Raw genomic sequence first — 19,335 nt, 5'->3', positions numbered from 1 at the left:
CTAAGGATTTGAGGGTCAGATGCGACCAATGAGGCTGACGGGAATCAGATCGATCTTCTGGCCCTTGAGGGGCAGAACATCGCGGTAGTCGTAGCGGGCGCCGGGGAAGCCAATCATTTTCCAGCCGACCATGTCGCGATTGCCGCCGTAGAGTGGATCGGCGAAAAAGCCTTCCTGGACATTCGCCAGAAGCACCTTGAAGAGCGCCGCCGATGGAATGGTGCCCAGCACAACGCTGCCGCTTTCCATCAACTCAAGAAGCGCGTCTTGCTGATCTGCGGACATCGTTTCGAAGCTCTTGCCGTATTGCTTGCTGCAGTACGCTTCGAGCTCCGCCAGACCGGTGCGATACAGCTCCTGCGCATTACGCAGCGATTGATCACCTTGAGTGGCCGACCCTTTTTGCTCGGGGCCTTTGCGGTAACGAGCATCGCCACGACCATAGGGCCCCGCGAGTTGATGGTCGATGAAGACGACGCATCCTGCTTGCGAAGCGCTTGGGCTCAGTTCATCTGCCGGTATGAGTCGATCAAAAATGGCCGTGACCTGAGCGTATTCCTTGTCGGAAAGGAACATGCGCTTGCTGGGATCGACAAGGCTCGGAGGGGGCGTTTCTTTCGCATGCCAACGGTTCCCACCAGAAAGCACGCGCAACGCAGCGCCGGCAGGGCGGAAAATTGAGGCCGCTGCAGAGGTCGCAATGAGCACCAGGCCAGCCTTCAGTACATGTCTTCGTTCCATCTCAACTCCTTCGAGCCTTAGCGGGGCATTACCTGTCGCGCTCATTCACGCCGAAGAGGGTGACTTCATTCTGGAATGAATCTAGAGAGCGCTCTCATTTAATGGCCAAAAAAATGCCGCTCACCGACTTGGTGGCAGCCTGCAATGAGAACGCTCTCATTTTGATGGCCAAAAAAACCAGCTTGCGTTGGCCACCCTTGCGGGGTGATCAGGAGGGCTGGTGGCGGCAAATCATAGGCGCGACAATTTGTCTCGTCAACGAGTACGGCGAAGGGAAGGGGGATTACTGCGCTTTGGGAGGGCCCGAAGAGTCGCGCACAATCAACTCGACTGGCATGATGTGGCGCCTGGTACGCTTGGGCTTATTGGCCAGGATTTCACGCAGCGAATCGACGACAACCTGCGCCTGTGCTTCGGTATCCTGACGCAGGGTCGTCAGCGAGAAGACCGAGTTAGACGCGTTTGGGATGTCGTCGAAGCCGATCACCGACACGTCTTCAGGCACCGCCATGCCCATACCCCGAAGCCGATCGAGGATACCCAGCGCAAGGAAGTCATTGGATGCGACGATGGCAGTTGGCGGCTCAGGGTCGGAAAATAAAACATCGACGCCGCGTCGGCCGGAAGCAGCATCGTGGGTACCGCGAAGGAAGAAAGGCTCGAGGCCGGCTTCCTCCATGGCCTGGCAATACGCCTTGGTGCGCTCGCGCGCCGAGGCCTCCGTGCCACCGCCAAGGTGCGCGATACGCCGATGGCCAAGTGAAAGCAGGTGCTGCATCGCACTCCGGATGCCAGCGTTGTCATCCACTGTGATGGCGGTAACGCGAGGGTGCTTCACTGACAGGCTACCTAGGTACACACAAGGGAGGCTGTCGGCGACATTGCTGACCGTCTTGGATGAAATCGAGTTCGCAATCAGAACGACGCCGGCGGCACGCAGCCTCAGAAGCCGTTCGACAGCGCTGCCTACAGAGGCGTCATCACTTGCACGCAACGTGGTCATCGGCTCAAAACCCGCCTTTATAAGGGCGCGGTCGATGGATTGGGCCAATTCAATGTGAAACGGGTTAGTCGGGTCGCCAATCAGCAAGCCGACCATGGAAGAGTGTGCGGAGACGAGGCTTCTGGCTGCCAGGTTGGGGCGATACCCCAACTCTGACGCGATTTTGGCAATACGCTCTCGGGTTTCCGCTCGGACACCGGGATCCCCTCGAAGGGCTCGAGAGGTTTGGGCGCGGGACATGCCCGCCGCGAGGGCGACATCGTCCAGAGTGGTGAATGGCTTGTTCATAGGCGGGCACGACTATAAGACGTACCCGCCAGACAGTACAGCCTTCGTTGCCAAGAGATGTGACCAGGTGTGAACCTGGCCACTTGCGCCTCATGCCACTTGACGCTATCGCCTTAGGGACTTACTTGCGGAACGACATCGACTGCCCCAGGCGAATCCCGCCGACCGACTCCGGCAAGGCGAGCGAGTAGATGTGGAAGGAGCCTGACGTCGCGTTTACACCTTTGTTGAAGTTGGCCATGAGCTCCCCCTGAGAAGCAGGAATGAGTAGGCGCCGTTTCGAGTCGATAAACAGCGCATCCGGCCCGATCAACCTGTCGTCTTGGATCAGCGTTGCTCGGCGCCCGTCCGGCGCCACGACTTCAATACTGCGTGATTCAACCAGCCCCAGATAGACGTTGCCCAGGGAGTCAATGGCCGTGCCGTTGATGGTTCCTTTGTCAAAGGCGACCTCAATGTGCTTGGCCAGCTCTTCATCCGTCACAGCAGGGTCGTTCAGCAGCTTGGTTGGCAGTTTGTACATAGGGCTGCTCGGCGTGGAGACCAGCAGCCACTGCCCATCTGGGGTCACCTCCAGCATGTCGCCATGCACTTGTGGGCGGTTACCGTGCTCGTCTTCATACAGGCGCCCGCCGGTGGCTTTGATAGGCCGATCTGCTGCTTGCCGCATCATCGGGTGTTTGTCCAGGCGACGCAGCGTCTTCCCTGTCTTTAGATCATGAACGATCACTGCCCCGACACCGGCATCTGTGACATAAAGCTTCTGGTCAAAAATGCGCAAGTCATTCATCACTGCGCCGGGTGGAAGGATCTTCTCGTCGAAGCGAAGTACCCGAAGCGCCTTACCGGTTTTACTGTCGAACTGCACGACCTTGGCTGCGCCGGAGAGTGTCGCCTTGTTATCGGGGGCGCCTTGGTCAACGATCCATACGCTGTCGTCATCGAACACGTGCACCGAATTGACCTGTACGAAAGCGTCTTCCGGTGCTTTGCCTTGCGCCCAGTCATTCCAGGAACCGCCCGGGAAGGGGGTGAGCTTTTCCGGGCCATCGACACGCACGAGTGAAGGGGTTTGTTTGGTGGCGTGCCAGCGTGGAAGTCCGGCAAACAACGTTCCATTCTCGGTGGCCGTGACGGCGTTTGTAATGGTTGAGACTGTCACTTCGGTGTGCAGGCGATCATCAGTGCCGGCAAAGCTCAGCACAGGAAACAGGGCGGCAGTGAACAGGGCTTTCTTGAAAAACGTCCGGTGGTGCATACGTCTACATCTCCTTGTTATGAACTCTTGTTGCGGCGATGTTGCGCGCAGATTAGAGAGCGCTCTCTTGAATAATGGGAACGTTACCATTTTCTGTCAATGATTAAGCCTTGCAACGACTCATTCCAAGATCCTGTCACGAAGCACCAAGGTCTCTCTGGCGTTAGTGCTGGAGGCGCTCAAGTTCTCTTCGAATGACTGGGCGGCAGGGCGGGATCGAAAGTCTGCATAGGCCTGAGCGTCAACCCAACGCTGATAGACCACGAAGGTGTTGGGCTGATCGTGCACCTGGTACACATTGAAGGCGAGGTTACCCGGCTGCTGTCGAGCTTCGAGGATTTCAGTGGTGGCTTGCTTGACGAAGTCGTTGTGCGACGCGGCCTTTAGCTCTGCCAGGTCGATCACGTTGTGTGTGGTGGTGGGTTGCGCTATCACCTTGCGCTCCGGCGCCGGGAGGCCGGGAGCGTTTTCAAGGAGATACTTGCGCTCAGGCTTGGCAAATGACGTAGGAACCAGCGCCAAGACGGGCGCTACATGAGCCGAGGCCTCATGCTGTAGATAGCCTGCACGATCTCGCCAGCTTTCAAAAAGCACGACAGTAGGATCGTTCCCGCCTGGATCCGCCACATCAAACACAATGTTCGCGGGTTCGGTTCGGCTTTGGGTCGCGTTGTGACGCATCGCCTCGAGGAACGCATCGCGCGTGTGCGGATGGATGGTCTGGATGTTCAGGTAATGAAGCGGGCTAGGCTCCTCGGCGTAGGCCGCTGTATTTACGGCACCGTTCAGACACAGGCCCACGAGGGCGACCTTGCTGCAATTGATAAAACCACGCATAGCATCCTCCACTGATTTTTGTTGTTAGTGCTGCGGTGTGCAGGTCACCAACCAGTCCCTGCGCAATGGCATCCTTCTGACAGGGCACAGAACGCAACAGGCTGGTGATGCCTTGATAGAGTATTGAGAGCGCTCTCATAATGGCAACGTTTTTTTTGCAGTTCTCGCATTCCTGGCCTGGGAGTCGGCTTCGCTGATAGCATCGTAGGCCCTAAAAAAGCCTAAATACGCTAATCCTATGTCGGAAATGCCTTCGAACACCAACCCCAACCACTCGGCGACCGTGACGCTTACCGACGTAGCGCGACTCGCCGGAGTGGCGCCGATGACCGTATCACGCTACTTCAACGCCCCCGAGACGGTGAAGGAGTCCACGCGGCTCAAGGTGCAAAAGGCGGTCAGCCAAACGGGTTACGTGCATAACCGGCTGGCGGGGGCATTGCGCTCGAGCAAGACTCGCCTGGTGGCGGTTGTGCTTCCCATGGTCACAAACCCGCTGTTCTCCGACACATTCCAAGCCATCAGCGCGACGTTGAGTCGCTCCGGGTACCAGGTTCTGCTTGGTGTTTCAGGTCACCACCGGGAACAGGAGCAGGAGCTGCTGGAATTCATTCTCAGCCGCCGCCCGGACGGCATCATCTTGACCGGTACGCTGCATACTCCGGCCTGCCGCGATCGGTTGAGGCTCGCAGGTATTCCGGTGGTTGAGACCTGGGATCTCTCATCAGAACCCATCGATATGCTGGTAGGTTTTTCGCACGAGAAGGCAGGGCGAGAGGTGGCGCGCACCCTGCTTGGTCAGGGTTATCGGCGCTTCGGCTTGCTGGCGGTCGACGATCCTCGCGGGCTTCGTCGTGCAGAAAGCTTCACGAATACCTTGGCCGAACACGGGGTGACCGAAGTCTCGCGTCACATCTCGGCAGGTGCGCCTTCGCTAGCTGTAGGGCGTGAAGGGCTTAGCCAGTTGCTGCAAGAGCAATCTCTGTCCCAAGGTGAGCCGCTAGCGGTGGTGTGCACCTCTGACACCATTGCCCACGGCGTATTAACCGAAGCCATCGCCAGGGGAATAGCCGTTCCGAGCCAGTTGTCCGTCATGGGATTTGGCGACATGAATTTTGCCGCTCACACGTATCCATCGCTTAGCACCGTGAAGGTTGATGGTGCGCAGATAGGCGATCTGGCTGCTCGAATGATGCTTGCCCGGCTGCAGGGCGAGCTCGTGGAGGAGCCCGTCAAGGACGTGGGATTCACGGTTGTCCAACGCGAATCCACAGCGCAAAGCCAGCCCCAGAAGTAAGTCTTCATCCGAATCGGCCTTGTCGATAGCGGATTTCTCGGGTAGGGTTTTGACCACGAATGGTAACGATACCATTTTGGTGAATTCCAAGAAGGACTATAAAAATGTCAAAAATCACCTGTGTGAGAACCATCCGCCTGCCCGAACGACCAAAGCTGATTTGGGTTGAGGTCGAAACGAATGAGGGCTTGATCGGTCTGGGAGAAACGTTTCGCGGCGCTGCCACCGTTGAAGCCGCTATCCATGAGTTGGTCGCACCGGGCCTGATTGGTCGTGACTCGCGACAGATCGAGGCTATCGCCCTGGAGCTCACGACGCCCTATGTCGGGTATCACAGCGCGAGTGCTGAGATCCGCGCCGCCAGCGCCATCGATATCGCGCTCTGGGATTTGAAAGGTCAACGCCACGGCATTCCTATTTATGAAGCCATGGGCGGGGCATGCCGCGACCGCATTCGGGTGTACAACACCTGTGCGGGTTATGAATTCAACACCCAGCAGGGCGCACGGCGAGAGATCAACGCCCGCGATTGTGCTCAGGGCCCCTACGATGACCAGTTAGCGTTCGAGCGTGACCCGGCCAGCCTGGCTATCAGCTTGGTCGAGGAGGGCTACACGGCCATGAAGATCTGGCCGTTTGATCGATTCGCTCGTCAACAAGGGGCGAACAGCATCACCTTGGCAGAGGTGGAGCAGGGGGTGGAAGCCTTCAAAAGGATTCGCGAGGCGGTCGGCAACCGCATTGAAGTGATGTGCGAATTGCACAGCCTGTGGGACAGCACCGCCGCACTGCGAATCTGTCAGGCGCTTGAGCCTTACGATGTCTACTGGGTAGAAGACCCGCTCTGCAAGATGGATGATGCCCAAGCATTGGCTGACCTGCGCCAGCGCACGCGCGTGCCGGTCTGCGCCAGCGAGACGCTGGGCGGCGCCGTGGCGTACCGGGATCTTCTCAACGCCGGCAGCCTTGATTACCTCATGCTGGATCTTGTGTGGTGCGGTGGTTTCACGGAAGGACGGAAGATCGCGGCTTTAGCCCAGGCGTACAACAAACCATTAGCTCCGCACGACTGTACCGGGCCGGTTGCATTGTTCGCCGGGCTTCAACTCGCTTTGCACGCTCCAACTGCCGTCTTGCAGGAAGTGGTGCGCGCATCGCTTTCGACCTGGTACGGCGACCTGGTTACGCACCTGCCAGAAATCGAGAAAGGTTTTGCGCTGGCGCCGCAACGAGCGGGCCTGGGAACTGCCTTGCGACCTGAGATCAAACAGCGCACCGACGCTGTTGTTCGCGAAACCTCCCGCTAAGCCTCTGCGTCCTGCTGGCATTGCCGGCAGTGAAGCCATTCGGCCTCGAGAAAGACAATGAAAAAAAATGCTTCTCTTCGTCGCTTTTTTGCTGAGCATCGCCGCTATGAGGTAATTGCTCTGCTCTTCATCATGATGATCGTCAATCAGGGTGATCGCGCAACGCTTTCGATCGCGGGAGCGAGTCTGTCCGATGAGCTTGGCCTCGGGCATGCCCAGATGGGCTGGCTCTTCTCCGCTTTTGCCTGGGCCTACATGATGTTCCAAATTCCTGGCGGTGTTGCAATTGACCGCTTCGGCAGTATTCGCGTGCTGGGGTTGGCCATAGTCGCCTGGTCGTTGTTCACCGTCGTCATTGGTACTGTGGCCATGATGCCGGTCGGTTTGGCCTTCCTGGCGGTGTTCGTGTTCCGATTCCTTGTCGGATTGGCTGAAGCCCCTTGTTTTCCAGCCAACAGCAAGATCGTTTCGATGTGGTTTCCTACTGCAGAACGCGGTACTGCGACTGCCATCTTCAACTCATCGCAGTATTTCGCAGCGGTCGTGTTCACACCTCTGTTGGCGTGGATCTCCACACGATGGGGGTGGCCGTGGATCTTTTATGTGATGGGAGCCATAGGTGTCGGGATCGGTGTGATTTTCATCATGCGGATCAAAGCGCCGGCAGATCATGCCGAGCTCACTTCCACGGAGCTGGAGCATATTCGCGAGGGCGGTGCCGGGCTTGCCGAGCAACCTGCGATGCAGAAGAAGCTCAGCATGCGTGAGACGTGGGCAAATGCGCGAGCGCTTTTGGGCCAGCGCATGTATCTGGGTATCTACCTCGCTCAGTTCTGCATCAGCACCATGACGTTCTTCTTCCTTACCTGGTTCCCGGTTTACTTGGTGCAGCAGCGCGGACTTTCGCTGCTCGACGCGGGCTTGCTGGCAGCCGTCCCAGCCATTTGTGGCTTCATCGGCGGCATCTCGGGCGGGGTCATCTCCGACTGGATGTTGCGCAAAGGTCTTTCGCTGACGCTGGCGCGCAAGCTGCCAATTTTCGTTGGGATGACGCTCTCGATGAGCATGATGCTCTGCAACTACGTCGAAAGTGATTGGTTAGTCGTGCTGTTCATGGCGCTCGCATTCTTCGGCAAAGGAGTCGGTGCTCTAGGCTGGGCCATCATTTCCGATGTCTCACCCAAGGGCAGCGCAGGGATCAATGGCGCGATATTCAACACCTTTGGCAGTCTCGCCGGTGTGTTGACGCCCATTGTGATTGGCTACTTGGTGCAATCGATGGGTTCGTTCAACGGCGCTTTGATTTACGTCGCTCTCAATGCGGCTGGCGCCTTCATCTGTTACCTGGTCATCGTGGGGCCGCTGCGTCGCGCAGACGACAATGAGGCCAAGACCGAGCAACTGGTACCGAGCACAGCCTCCGCCAACTGACAGGCAACGCTTTCGCGCCACGTTGTAGGGTAGGCAGACCCTGTGGCGCTTTTTTATTTCCTCACGATAGTCAGGATGACTGATGAACAATATGGCAAACGTTGCGCGAGGCGTCGTGGATGGCGCTTTTGCAGCTGACTACCAAGCACTCAAACCCCAAAGAACTCCAAACTGGGCAAGCGCCACCGGCATAGCACTGGCGCTGATGTCAGCCCTTTATGAGGGCTTTATCCTAGGCACACTGCCTGATCTCGCGGCCTGGTTTTGCACCTTCTGGTTTGGTATCGCATTGGCGTGCTCGGTCACGGTCACCCCTAGGGTGTTTGCCCTGGGTTATCTGATCTCCATGCTCGCGTATCTCCTTGCCTGGCGAATCGCAGCCCTGCACAGCGCACAAACGGTAATGGTGATCGCGAGCCTGGGAGCCATTCCGCTTGCCCTGCAGTTCGTTGACTGTTGCCTGCATGACCTTCGAGAGAGTCGGGGACGGCCGGGGGCATGGCTGGGAGCTGTGTTGTGGCAATTCACGCTGATCCGCATGACGTTCGGGCTTAACGAACTGTGCCACTCTGCGGAAAAGCTTTTTGCCGGTCAGGAAGCCTTCGAGCACATGGTGCACGCATTCCAGGCGCTGGGCATCGCTCAGGGCGCTGCACTGTTTGTGATCCTGGGCGGCCTTATTGAGCTTGCTTCGGCAGTCAGTGTGGGGCTAGGGCTCTTTGCCAGAGTGGGTGGCTTCGTCAGTTTGATCTACATGGTGGTCGCGACTGTGGGCTTTGGCGGGGAGTGGGCACGAGGCTATGCCTGGGCGTCCTCTGGAGGAGGCGGGTGGGAGTACGTGTTACTTCTGCTGGTAGTTTTCTCATCGGTATCGGCAGTCGGAGCCGGAAAATTCTCGATTGACGGATGGATGCTGTCCAAAGGGCTGGTTCGCAGGCTCAGGTTCTTCTGCACCAATCATGTTGCCTGACGCTGACCTGTGTCCCCGGGCATGTTGGGCGGGGATTGTCGCCCACAAGCCGCACTCACAGAATCGGCTCGCTGACCCACCATAACCTTGCTTGGACGTCCTCCTGATACCTTCCATGGCGCCTGCCACGGATCGTTCCCGGCTTACTGCGTCCCAGCAGCCCAGCACTGCATCCTCTTCAACATCCTGTCCTCGATCCGAAAATCATGGATCCAATTATTGTTTTTTTATCTGGCTAAACGTACAGTAATGGCCTCGTAGAACCACCGCCTATGCCCTGCAGGACGCTGGCTGGCAGGAAATTCAGTGATAGCTGTTCTCACCAGCCAAGCACGCAATTACCTGTCGTGCTGGAGGAGCGTTTCTTCATGCGGGCACTAATGTCTTACTTGATGTGGATCGGCACCAAGGTTGTCAATTTCGCTACGCGTAAGCGCAATATTGGCTTGGGCGTTGCAACGGTGGGTGTGGGGATCATCGCGATCGTTGGGGCCGGTAGCCTCAACTTCGAGGTGCGCCAGTTCTTCGGCGTTATCGAAGCCTTCAAATTTTCAAATGAAGGGGGGCTGAATGACCACCTCACCACCCTCAGCGCCTATGGCGCCCTTGTCATCATTGCCCTGGGCATCTTCATGGCGATCAGCGACTGGCGCCATGAGCGTCAGGAGCGCCAGCGCAAGCGTGTTGCCGTGGTGGAGGTGCGGGGCCTCGTTGACACCTCTGACCACCCCTTGCTGGAGGCCGTCCCCGAGAGCCTGGTCGGTCAGCGCCACAGCCTGCTGTTGGATGCCCGGCAGAAGCTGTCATCCAACCCACCTCAGGTAGCACAGGTACTGAATGAGATCTACCTGATGCCGCGCGACCTGCGCCGTATCCGGGACGACAACGCGCGAGCGGACGTTCAGGTGGTCGCCGGCGGCATCATGCAGGTACCGCTGCTGTTCTTCGCAGGCGTTGTCCTCGAGGACGAAGGCAACGTCCTTGTCATGGAATGGGATCGCATCCACTCGCGCTGGGGCGAGCTTGCTGACGCCGATTCAGGCGACCGCTTCACCATCACTGGCCTGGATACCGTCCCACCGGGTAGCGAGGTCGTGCTGGCCGTGTCGGCGAGCTATGTGGCATCACTGCCCGATATCGAGAAAGCATTCCCAGGCACGCCACTGGTGCATTTACGCCACCCTAAACCAGTACCGAATCGCCTGTGGTACACGGGCGAAAACGCGGCGTTGCAGCAGCAATTCCTAGAGACCCTTGGCCAGCTGGAAGGACTTAAGGTTTCCATGGTGCATCTTATCCTGGCGGCTCCTGCCAGCATCTGTATCAATTTTGGCCGTCGGTACGATCCGCACAACATGCCGCCGCTTCGCTGTTACCAGTGGCAGCGCGCCGAAGAGAACCCATATCCCTGGGCCGTAGAGATGCCTACCGCACCTGAGCAGCCTGGCAAGTACGTACAACACTCCCTTCCCGAATTAAATGCCACCAAGTGAGGTGAACATGGCTATTCAGTCGCAACGGCGTTCGAAGGTGCTCCCAGGTTTGCGGGACATAAGCGAGGCCAAACAGTGGGAAAGCTTCATCGTATCGATGCTGAAGAAGCTGGAGCTTCCTGAAGCCAAGCGGCAAGCAGCAGAGCGCAGCTACAAGCGGTTTGGTCTGCACATTGCCCACAAGCTCGGCATGTCCACTGATGACGTCCACGTAGTGGTGCAAGGCTCGATGCGCACGCAGACCACCATCGCTGGCGATGGGCGTGAGAACTTCGATTTGGATGTGGTCGTGAAGCTCAGTGGCTCCCGGTTCACCAACCTGACCGAGTCCGAGGACTTCTTTCAGTTGTTCGGCGCAGCGCTGCAGGGCATCGATGGGGCGGGGGAGCCCGAGCCTAAAAACCGCTGCTGGCGCTTGCCGTATCCGGGCGAGCCGTTCTACTTTGACGTGACGCCGGCGATCCCATTGTCCGTGCACATCACCGGTACTGACCTCCGTGTACGCGACAAGAAGACGGTGTGGAGTCCGTCCAACCCAGAAGACTTCGCAAACTGGTTCTGCGCAATCGCGGCGAAGCGCTTCCCGTTCCAGATGGTCGCGATGGACGAAGCGATCAATATGCGTACGCAGGTTGATCCGATTCCCAACGCACCGGTGGCACTGGACGACATCCTGCGCCGGCTCGTCCAGCTCATGAAGTTGCACCGTGACTACTATTTCAAACGTCAGCCGGCTCACATCCGCGAAACCAGCCCTATCTCGATCATCCTGGTGACACTGGCGGGTCAGGCTTACGACGATCTCCTGCAGAACCACCCGTATGGCCTGCGTTCCTCCATTGAGGTAGTGATGGAAATCATTGCCCGGATGCCCGACTTCATTGATCGCCGCCAGGGAATTCGGGTTAACAACCCGGCCATGCCTGGCCAGGTAAAAGAGAACTTCGCGGATCGCTGGAACACTGACGGCGGGGCTCGGAACAAGAGCTTCAACGAGTGGCATGAACGTCTGACCCAAGACCTTGAAGCACTGTTCACGGTCGGGCAGAGCACAGCAGCAGAAGAGCGAGTACGGGCCATCTTTGGCGAAGCAGGCGTTCGTGCCTGGAAAGGCAGCCAGGAGGCCGCCACCACTATCGGCGCCCCCGCAATTCTTGCCGGCCTCAAAGGATCGTCCCCGTCCTCAGCCTCTGGCCAACCTCAACAACCGCGAAAAGTCGGATCGAGGGACACCCTTGCTTGATGGAACTGTTGTCGTAACGCCTTTCGAAGCTGCTGCACTGGTCGTCAGGCAGTGGCTCGATGGCGACGGGGCCGCGTTCGCCACCCGATCCCGCAAACCCACTCGCCGCATCAAGATGGACGCCTGGGACATTGAACTGGATCACCCGACAGAGGGCTGGCAGGTTGTACAGCTGTCTCTCTTGCCTGATTTTCCGGTTACGCCTCCACAGATTCACTTCGACCCCTCACTTTGCCTGGTGTGGCCGCACGTGGAAGAGGACGGAAAATTCTGCCATGGGGTGGAGCCTGCGCCCGGGGATTACAGTTCTCCCGTCCAGATTGTGGAGGAAGTTCTCGAGCGGCTGAGCCGGTTCTGGGTCGACACCCAGAACCAGACTTGGCTTATCTCGGAGTTCCAGGCTGAGCGCCAATCCTACTGGCTACGTTTCTGCTGGACGCGACACAAGGCACTGGGTGTTCAAGCCCCTGCGGCTGTCCGCAGTGTGATACCGCCACTCACCCAAGTCACCGAGGGGGCTGTGGCCGGTTACTTCCCAAAGGGACAAAGCGGTGGGACATCGGTGCTGGTGGTCACGCCTGGCGATCAAGACCCTCATTTGCTGGCCCAGAGGCACCGCTGGGATATCGGCATGCTGACGCGCGGCAGCGCACTCTACATCCCGATACCCGAAGGTACACAGTGGACTCCTGATGTCTGGCCCAGGGACGTTGTTGCGCTGGGCTCATTGGTCGACTACCTGGCCGATGTGCCTGGGCGATTCACGGAATGGGTCAGCAAGGTACGCGGCGGGAAAAACAAGCAGCAGTCACTGACGATCATCTTCGCCGAACCGTCGGTGTGCTACGGCTACCTGATCACGCCCTCTGTGATGGAAGGGCTGCTGCCTCCCAGAGTTACGCCGATCAAGGTAGAAAGGGTAGACGCCGATTGGGCGCTGGCCCGGGATATCGGGCTGGCGAGTCTGCATCAACGACGTTGCAAGCGAGTATTGCTCTTGGGCTGTGGTTCACTGGGATCGCCCGTGGCCGAGTTGCTGGCGCGGGCGGGTGTGGGCACGATCGACATCGTCGACAGGGAGACGCTGGAAGCGGCAAATTGTGCACGCCACCTGCTAGGGGCTAACCACATCGGACAGTCCAAAGCCGAACTGGTAAAACTGAGACTCACTGCTCTGGTACCTGAGGTAAATATCAATGCGCACCATGCCACGGTTTCACGCTGGCTCGCGGAGGAGTGCGAAGCAGACGTCTACGATCTTGTGATTGATTGTACGGGCGAAAGCACGACGCGCACACTGCTGACCCATGTGCGTCAATCAGTGCTCGGCAGAGGTGCGATCGTCCTGGCTTGGATGGAGCCTTTCTGTGCTGCAGCACACGTGGTGCACATCAACGCTCACGACGCCTGGCCCTCGGATGATCCTGTGGAGAAAGTGAATGTGGCGAGCTGGGAGCGCAATGGCCGCGTTCCGCTGCCCGCGTGTGGCTCAGGCTTCAGCCCGTACGGCGCGGCCAATGCGTGGCAAGCCGCAGGCTTCGTGACGGAACGAGTTCTTTCGATCCTGGATGATCAGAGCTGCGCCTCTCAGATCTGGAGTTGGGTAAGGGCATCCGTCTACTTCGAGCGTACGGACGCTGTCGCCAGCCTGGGTGACCTTGTCCCTCAGTCAGATGATCCATTCCATTCGGTTCAGGTCTCTCGTGATTTCTCGGAGACACTCCACCATGCCTGAACAGGGATTTAGGTTCCGCATTCCGGGTGCTCGGTGGGAGATCGAGTTCTGCGGGGAGTCGTTGCGCACGCTGGAGCAGCATGTACAGCATGGTTTTAAAACTGCCGAGGCAGCAGGTCAGCTGTTCACCCGGGATATCAACGGCCCCGTGGTACGGGTTGATAAGGTCACGAACCCTGCCTCTCGATGGGCTCGCTATGCCGGCGTACGATTGGATCTCAAGGCCATTCAAAAAGAGCGTGATCGCTTGTTTCGAGAAGGGCTGCATTGCCTAGGATTCTGGCACTCCCACCCTGAAGCTTGTCCAAGCCCTTCGCATGCCGACCTTGCCATGGCAGCGGAGCAGGCCGCTGCCGGCGGCGATGACTTTAACGGGCTGATTTTCGTCATCATCGGTAACTCACCATTCCCCAAAGGGCTGGGGGTGTGGGTGCACGATGGAACGCAGCTCTGGAAGGCTGAGCACATCGAGAAGCAAGGGTAGGCTCGACTTTACCGCTTACCGAGTCGCAACAGGTACAGGGGGGAGCGGCCCATCGGGGCGGTCTTTTGGAAAATATTTTCAGCCGACGACCGCACCCGTTGCTGCTTTGCAGCCCGGCTAGCCAGCCTTATCCAGATCCTGACAGGTTCAAAAGGAGGCCGCGAATCAATCAGGGGCCATCGTTCACGTCCCCAACTGATTATCAGATTCCACTTACTCAATGCATGGTGTTGTACTCCGCTGTGGAGCGCTACCCCAAACCAAGCGCTTTTCAGATCTTGAGTATTCCCGCAATAGTGAACCCGCCGTCGGCGCCAATGACCTGGCCCGTCAGATAGGACGCGCTGTCAGAACTCAAGAAGCCCACGATTGAAGCGATTTCCTCTGGCTCGGCATAGCGCCCTATGGGGACGCGCTCAATATACTGCTTGCGTGATTCTGCCGTGTGAAACTGTTTTACCAATGGCGTTTCAACAGGCCCGGGGGCGACAGCGTTGACCGTAATGCCGTGAGGCGCAAGCTCAATTGCGAATTGTTTAGTCAGGGCATTAATGGCACCCTTGCTGGCGCCATAAGCTGCCCGGCCTGCGCCCGCAAGCGTTCCGGAGATTGAGGACATATTTATGATTCGTCCCCATTTCCCCTCAAGCATATGTCTGGCGGCATGCTGCATGCACAAAAGTGACCCCGTCACATTTATCTGCATCATGGAGTTCCACTCGTCTAGAGGAAGCTCGAGCGCAGAGTGCAGACGTGCAATACCCGCATTATTAACCAGAATCTGGCATGCGCCTACAGTGGATTCGAAACTCTGAAATGCAGAGCGGATTGAGTCAGGGCTACCAAGATCCATATATAGAGCGTTTGCTTTTCCGCCGTTTCGCCATATTTCCTGGCAGGTATTTTCAGCCGCCTCAACGTTGATGTCAGCAACAACAACGTGCATTCCCGCTGTTGCTAAGTGAACTGCCACAGCGTAGCCAATTCCTGAGCCCGCTCCCGTCACCAGTGCATTTTTTGTCATTAGAACCTCAGAGATTTATCTTTCAATGTACGTCATGATCTCAGTCAGGCGTCAGGAGTCACCCTGGGGAAGTTTGCACTGCCAGTTGCCCAAGCACCGGAATCAAGATCGCTTTAAACGACACCTGTCAGGTGATAGGCACCTATAACGAAGAATACTGCTGCCGTTTTGATCAGTGTAATTTTGAAAATGCCGCCATAGGCTTCTCTATGAGTGAGTCCCGTAACGGCAAGAAGTGTGATAACCGCGCCATTGTGAGGCATCGTGTCCATGCCACCACTGGCCATGGACGCGACTCGGTGAAGCACCTCAAGCGGTATATTGGCCGCGTTGGCTGCAGCGACAAACTGATCGCCCATAGCAGCCAAGGCAATGCTCAAGCCCCCCGAGGCAGATCCGGTGATGCCTGATAAAACGGTAACATTGACAGCCTCGTTAAGAAGCGGCCCGGGTATGGCTTGCAGCGCCTGCGAGATGACCAAGAACCCTGGTAATGCAGCGATCACCGCTCCAAAACCGTATTCTGAGGCAGTGCTCATAGCAGCCACTGCTGCCCCCAAGACAGCATTTTTGCTCCCCTCTGCCAACCGAGCCGTAATTATTCTGAAGCAGCAAGCGGTAATGAACAAAATACCTGCAAGCAACGCGCCTTCTGCAGACCATATCGCGGTAAGCTTCGGCACTTCCGATGTTACGGTGACGGCCATGCCAGGTAAGTTGAGTGCATGCGATGCACCGTACCAATCAGGAATTTTATATGTGAGTAGAAAATTGACTACGCTGACGACTGCCAGGGCCGTCATAGCCAGCGCTGGGTGCGACAGCTTTATGCTGTCGTCCGTTTGAGGCTCGTTCTTCAATTCCGAACTTGCATACCCTTCACCCTTGCGATGGGCTTTGCGACGCGCATGCTGCAGGTAGAGCAGACCTACAGTCAGGATGAAGATGGACGCGATCACTCCAAGCCATGGCGCCGCCCAGCTATTGGTACCAAAAAAGCTGCTAGGAATGATGTTTTGGATTTGTGGTGAGCCAGGTAGCGCATCCATGGTAAACGTCAAGGCGCCAAGGGCAATGGTGGCGGGCATTAGTCGTTTGGGAATATCGCTCTGGCGAAAAAGCTCTGCGGCAATGGGGTAAACAGCAAAAACCGCCACAAAAAGTGAAACACCACCATAGGTCAAAAGCGCACATACACCAACCACAATCGTCATTCCGTGCTCACGACCTAATACACGGATTGCGGAGGCAGCAATTGATCTCGAAAAGCCGGAAAGCTCCATTAACTTCCCGAACAAGGCGCCAAGCATGATAACGGGAAAGTACAACTTAAGAAAACCAACCATTTTATCCATGAACAAGCCAGTGAAGGCTGGCGCCACTGCGGTGGGATCAACAAGCAGTACGGCTCCCATAGCGGCGATAGGGGCAAAAATAATAACGCTCCACCCTCTGTAAGCAGCCACCATAAGTAAAGCGAGTGCTGATAATGTGATCAACAGGTTATGAGCAGACAGCGAGATGAAAGACATTTCACCCGAGATAGCGGGTAACACACAGAGAAAGATGAAACCGACAATCACCACTCCACTTATGACTGGTAGTGATCGCGCACCTATGTAGGTAGGCGGTGTCGTGCTTGCAGCTTTAGCAGATCCAGAGGTCGGGGTCATGACGTACTCTCTTCATTATTATTGGTATAGGTTTCACGCGATGCCTCTCAAGTAATGCTATTCGCTTGAGAAATGCCAGGCTGCATGGCTTTCGCCTTACATTCCCGATTCAATAGCAACCTGAGAGGCTGTGAGTCAGCGCGTGATACCGGCAAGCCAGTGGCACAGGACGAGGATGCACTGCGGCGAAATGGAGGGAAAGTTCGTAGAACTACGTACGCCGCTACGAGTCTGGAGAAAGGGGCGTTCCCTGGCGAAGCTAGAGGAGCGCGTCATGCTACTGAGACCACGCCGAGAAGCGGGGTAGGCCGGCATCAAGCATACGTACAATAGACGGCTAACCCACGACGATGATTTTGGACACGAGTTCGGCGCTATTCTTAGCGTTCAGTTTTTTCATCAATCGGCCTCGATGCACCTCCACCGTCCGGTGAGAGATATCGAGCTTTCGGCCGATCTCTTTGCAGGTCAGCCCGTTGACAATGTGCACCGAAATCTCTCGCTCTCTCGGGGTCAACGTCACGGAAGGCCTTATCGCTCTGTCGAGCAGTTCAAAATGCCAAACCATCAGTTGGAACGGATCCTTTGGCGTCAAGGTATACCCGCTGGCTCGCGTCCAGAAAACCTGGCCGTTCCGATGCTGCATGAAACGCTCATCCGAATAGGCGCCATTCTTTGCATGGCGTAACCAACTCAGGCTGCGAGCCCCGATCGTTTGGTAGTCGGCTTGCGAAGGGTAGAGCTTGAGAAGATGTTCACCGACGAGCTCTTCTCGCTCGAATCCGAACAGCGTGGCAAACGCCCGGTTTACCTCAAGAATTCGCCTATTCCCCGTGACGATCAAAGGGGCTGGAGAGGCCTGGAATCCAAGCTTTTCCAAATCTGAGGGTAGATGGTTCAGATCGTTCATCAGGTGCTCTTGACGGCTCGGCAGTGCTTCGATGCTAGCACAGGTGGTGATACTGATCCCTGTACGTAGTTGCACGGATACCGGCCTTGCCGGCCTTGGGGCAGTCTAGACCATGGAATACGGTAACAGCACAGGATGAAAGCCTGCTTCAAACTATGTAAGGGTGTCTGATCAGGACTGGCAAAAGAGCAGGAGCTCCCTAGCAGCGATTAGACCTTGACATCAGTTTTAGCTGACCTCCGATCACAACAATAAGATTAGGAAAATTCTGATGAGCACGTGTTTGCAAACTGCCACCCGTCAACGCAGGCGCGCGTTCATAGGCGCCACCTCCGGTCATCTTATCGAATGGTACGACTATGGTGTTTACGGCTTTCTCGCCGTCTACATTGGCCAATCATTTTTTGTTTCCGATGATCCAACGACCAGCCTCCTGAGTAGCTTCGCTGCGTTTGCGCTAAGTTTCTTTATACGTCCCCTGGGAGGCCTGTTTTTCGGGCCGTTTGCGGACAAAATTGGTCGCCGTCGGACGTTGATCGCAGTGCTGATTCTAATGTCAGGGTCAACATTTCTTATCGGTTTACTGCCGACTTACGACGCTATAGGGATAGCCGCCCCTATATTGCTAATCTTGATACGCTGTATTCAAGGCTTTTCCGCTGGCGGCGAAATCGGAACCATCACCAGTTTCATATCAGAGTACGCGGGGCCAGGGCGAAGGGGGTTTTCAACTTCGTGGCTGATGGTGACTGCAGTTCTCGGCCTGGTCTTAGGCGGCGTTGTCGCTAACGGCATGACATACTTTCTTGGTTCCGAGACCATGCAGAGCGGGGGTTGGCGTATTCCCTTCCTCGTTGCTGGGCCAATGGGCATTATCTCCATGTATATCAGACTGAAGCTCGAAGATAGCCCAGAGTTTTTAGCCCTTCTGAAAGCCGGGGAGACGTCCAAAGCACCGCTGCGCGACGTATGGAAGTGGAAACGTTCGATTGCGTTGGTGTTTATGATCATATCGCTCCATAGCTCCATATTTTATCTGGTGCTCACGTACGCCTCTACCTACATGTCTAGAGTGCTTAATTTCGATAACGGAACAACTTTACTGTATGGGTTTTTGGCCAGTTCCTCTGCTGCGCTAGTAATGCCTTTGGGCGGGATGTTTACAGATCGGTACGGGCGTAAAAAATTTCTCTTGGTAGTTGGCGCTCTTGCAACGTTTACCATGGCATGGCTTTTCCGCTCTGCAGTTGGTGCAACTCCAGAGGCGTTCATTGCGCCTCTGATGGTAGTGGCCATCTTGTTTGGGCTGTATGCCTCATCGACATACGCACTGATGAGCGAACTCCTGCCCACTAAGGTTAGATCTACAGGCATTGCAATTGCCTACAATATCCCGGTGGCAGTCTTCGGCGGAAGCGCTCCTTTTGTTTCGACTTGGTTGATCCAGAAGACGGGAGATATCTCTGCCCCCTGGTATTTTTACTTAGTAACTGGCGTCGCTTCGATACTCGCTCTTTTGCTACTTCGTGATAATGATTTTGTGCATGAGCGCATTGATGCCAGAGAACCCTTGGAAAGCCACCTCAAGGGAGCGCATCAGGCCGAAAACCTTTATGGCCCGCGCTGAGAGATATCCAATCG

General features: G+C 56.7%; 16 protein-coding genes. 9 read left to right on the top strand and 7 right to left on the bottom strand.

From position 1 onward, the window contains the following. Nucleotides 1-15: 15 nt before the first annotated feature. The 4 genes from ACIPZF_RS15795 to ACIPZF_RS15780 all read right to left on the bottom strand — a co-directional run bounded on the left by ACIPZF_RS15795 (nt 16) and on the right by ACIPZF_RS15780 (nt 4,127). On the bottom strand, nt 16-741 hold the full coding sequence (locus tag ACIPZF_RS15795) for a gluconate 2-dehydrogenase subunit 3 family protein (protein ID WP_400801016.1): 726 nt from the start codon (nt 739-741) through the stop codon (nt 16-18). 283 nt (nt 742-1,024) lie between these two features. Beyond that, the gene (locus ACIPZF_RS15790; RefSeq protein WP_400801014.1) at nt 1,025-2,032 is read right to left on the bottom strand and encodes a LacI family DNA-binding transcriptional regulator; all 1,008 of its coding nucleotides are present in this window, start codon (nt 2,030-2,032) and stop codon (nt 1,025-1,027) included. A gap of 121 nt (nt 2,033-2,153) precedes the next feature. Continuing rightward, nucleotides 2,154-3,290, bottom strand: a complete 1,137-nt coding sequence (locus tag ACIPZF_RS15785) for an L-dopachrome tautomerase-related protein (RefSeq protein WP_400801013.1) — start codon at nt 3,288-3,290, stop codon at nt 2,154-2,156. A 120-nt stretch (nt 3,291-3,410) separates the two neighbouring features. Continuing rightward, the gene (locus ACIPZF_RS15780; protein ID WP_400801012.1) at nt 3,411-4,127 is read right to left on the bottom strand and encodes a putative quinol monooxygenase; all 717 of its coding nucleotides are present in this window, start codon (nt 4,125-4,127) and stop codon (nt 3,411-3,413) included. Nucleotides 4,128-4,365: 238 nt separating this feature from the next. Here ACIPZF_RS15780 and ACIPZF_RS15775 point away from each other — a divergent pair, with 238 nt between their 5' ends. The 8 genes from ACIPZF_RS15775 (at nt 4,366) to ACIPZF_RS15740 (ending at nt 14,087) form a co-directional block, all read left to right on the top strand. Beyond that, nucleotides 4,366-5,424: a LacI family DNA-binding transcriptional regulator gene (locus ACIPZF_RS15775; RefSeq protein WP_400801011.1), complete on the top strand. Its 1,059-nt coding sequence runs from the start codon at nt 4,366-4,368 to the stop codon at nt 5,422-5,424. 104 nt (nt 5,425-5,528) lie between these two features. Beyond that, on the top strand, nt 5,529-6,731 hold the full coding sequence (locus tag ACIPZF_RS15770) for a mandelate racemase/muconate lactonizing enzyme family protein (RefSeq protein WP_400801009.1): 1,203 nt from the start codon (nt 5,529-5,531) through the stop codon (nt 6,729-6,731). Nucleotides 6,732-6,788: 57 nt separating this feature from the next. Then, on the top strand, nt 6,789-8,162 hold the full coding sequence (locus ACIPZF_RS15765) for an MFS transporter (RefSeq protein ID WP_400801007.1): 1,374 nt from the start codon (nt 6,789-6,791) through the stop codon (nt 8,160-8,162). A gap of 82 nt (nt 8,163-8,244) precedes the next feature. Beyond that, a complete protein-coding gene (locus ACIPZF_RS15760) occupies nt 8,245-9,132 on the top strand; it encodes a DoxX family protein (protein WP_400801005.1) in 888 nt (295 codons plus the stop codon). 380 nt (nt 9,133-9,512) lie between these two features. Next, the gene (locus tag ACIPZF_RS15755) at nt 9,513-10,625 is read left to right on the top strand and encodes an SAVED domain-containing protein (RefSeq protein ID WP_400801004.1); all 1,113 of its coding nucleotides are present in this window, start codon (nt 9,513-9,515) and stop codon (nt 10,623-10,625) included. Nucleotides 10,626-10,632: 7 nt separating this feature from the next. Continuing rightward, nucleotides 10,633-11,868 carry a nucleotidyltransferase gene (locus ACIPZF_RS15750; RefSeq protein WP_400801002.1) on the top strand — a complete coding sequence of 412 codons (1,236 nt, stop codon included), beginning with the start codon at nt 10,633-10,635 and terminating at the stop codon, nt 11,866-11,868. Continuing rightward, nucleotides 11,861-13,603, top strand: coding sequence for a ThiF family adenylyltransferase (locus ACIPZF_RS15745; protein ID WP_400801000.1), 1,743 nt, complete (start codon nt 11,861-11,863; stop codon nt 13,601-13,603). The genes ACIPZF_RS15750 and ACIPZF_RS15745 overlap by 8 nt, the downstream gene beginning before the upstream one ends. Continuing rightward, a complete protein-coding gene (locus ACIPZF_RS15740) occupies nt 13,596-14,087 on the top strand; it encodes a Mov34/MPN/PAD-1 family protein (RefSeq protein WP_400800998.1) in 492 nt (163 codons plus the stop codon). The genes ACIPZF_RS15745 and ACIPZF_RS15740 overlap by 8 nt, the downstream gene beginning before the upstream one ends. Before the next feature lie 271 nt (nt 14,088-14,358). Here ACIPZF_RS15740 and ACIPZF_RS15735 read toward each other — a convergent pair whose 3' ends face one another. From ACIPZF_RS15735 to ACIPZF_RS15725, 3 genes are all read right to left on the bottom strand, one after another. Further along, on the bottom strand, nt 14,359-15,111 hold the full coding sequence (locus tag ACIPZF_RS15735) for an SDR family NAD(P)-dependent oxidoreductase (RefSeq protein WP_400800996.1): 753 nt from the start codon (nt 15,109-15,111) through the stop codon (nt 14,359-14,361). 113 nt (nt 15,112-15,224) lie between these two features. Then, nucleotides 15,225-16,643: a GntP family permease gene (locus ACIPZF_RS15730; RefSeq protein ID WP_400801254.1), complete on the bottom strand. Its 1,419-nt coding sequence runs from the start codon at nt 16,641-16,643 to the stop codon at nt 15,225-15,227. 478 nt (nt 16,644-17,121) lie between these two features. After that, entirely contained in the window at nt 17,122-17,694 is a 573-nt protein-coding gene (locus tag ACIPZF_RS15725) for a LuxR C-terminal-related transcriptional regulator (protein WP_400800994.1), read from the bottom strand. 271 nt (nt 17,695-17,965) lie between these two features. On the opposite strand from ACIPZF_RS15725, the gene ACIPZF_RS15720 reads away from it, so the two are divergent. Further along, nucleotides 17,966-19,321: an MFS transporter gene (locus ACIPZF_RS15720; RefSeq protein ID WP_400800992.1), complete on the top strand. Its 1,356-nt coding sequence runs from the start codon at nt 17,966-17,968 to the stop codon at nt 19,319-19,321. Nucleotides 19,322-19,335 lie beyond the last annotated feature (14 nt).

It is taken from the genome of Pseudomonas sp. NPDC089752 (genome assembly GCF_044748725.1).
Taxonomy (GTDB): Bacteria; Pseudomonadota; Gammaproteobacteria; order Pseudomonadales; family Pseudomonadaceae; genus Aquipseudomonas.
The sequence above is the reverse complement of the archived record's forward strand: the minus strand, read 5'-3'. Positions and strand labels throughout refer to the sequence as shown.

What these genes read in the sequence shown, in the direction of transcription:
- ACIPZF_RS15795 (WP_400801016.1), bottom strand. Translation starts at nt 741, where the DNA reads ATGGAACGAAGACATGTACTGAAGGCTGGCCTGGTGCTCATTGCGACC.
- ACIPZF_RS15790 (WP_400801014.1), bottom strand. Translation starts at nt 2,032, where the DNA reads ATGAACAAGCCATTCACCACTCTGGACGATGTCGCCCTCGCGGCGGGC.
- ACIPZF_RS15785 (WP_400801013.1), bottom strand. Translation starts at nt 3,290, where the DNA reads ATGCACCACCGGACGTTTTTCAAGAAAGCCCTGTTCACTGCCGCCCTG.
- ACIPZF_RS15780 (WP_400801012.1), bottom strand. Translation starts at nt 4,127, where the DNA reads ATGCGTGGTTTTATCAATTGCAGCAAGGTCGCCCTCGTGGGCCTGTGT.
- ACIPZF_RS15775 (WP_400801011.1), top strand. Translation starts at nt 4,366, where the DNA reads ATGTCGGAAATGCCTTCGAACACCAACCCCAACCACTCGGCGACCGTG.
- ACIPZF_RS15770 (WP_400801009.1), top strand. Translation starts at nt 5,529, where the DNA reads ATGTCAAAAATCACCTGTGTGAGAACCATCCGCCTGCCCGAACGACCA.
- ACIPZF_RS15765 (WP_400801007.1), top strand. Translation starts at nt 6,789, where the DNA reads ATGAAAAAAAATGCTTCTCTTCGTCGCTTTTTTGCTGAGCATCGCCGC.
- ACIPZF_RS15760 (WP_400801005.1), top strand. Translation starts at nt 8,245, where the DNA reads ATGAACAATATGGCAAACGTTGCGCGAGGCGTCGTGGATGGCGCTTTT.
- ACIPZF_RS15755 (WP_400801004.1), top strand. Translation starts at nt 9,513, where the DNA reads ATGTCTTACTTGATGTGGATCGGCACCAAGGTTGTCAATTTCGCTACG.
- ACIPZF_RS15750 (WP_400801002.1), top strand. Translation starts at nt 10,633, where the DNA reads ATGGCTATTCAGTCGCAACGGCGTTCGAAGGTGCTCCCAGGTTTGCGG.
- ACIPZF_RS15740 (WP_400800998.1), top strand. Translation starts at nt 13,596, where the DNA reads ATGCCTGAACAGGGATTTAGGTTCCGCATTCCGGGTGCTCGGTGGGAG.
- ACIPZF_RS15735 (WP_400800996.1), bottom strand. Translation starts at nt 15,111, where the DNA reads ATGACAAAAAATGCACTGGTGACGGGAGCGGGCTCAGGAATTGGCTAC.
- ACIPZF_RS15730 (WP_400801254.1), bottom strand. Translation starts at nt 16,643, where the DNA reads ATGTCTTTCATCTCGCTGTCTGCTCATAACCTGTTGATCACATTATCA.
- ACIPZF_RS15725 (WP_400800994.1), bottom strand. Translation starts at nt 17,694, where the DNA reads ATGAACGATCTGAACCATCTACCCTCAGATTTGGAAAAGCTTGGATTC.
- ACIPZF_RS15720 (WP_400800992.1), top strand. Translation starts at nt 17,966, where the DNA reads ATGAGCACGTGTTTGCAAACTGCCACCCGTCAACGCAGGCGCGCGTTC.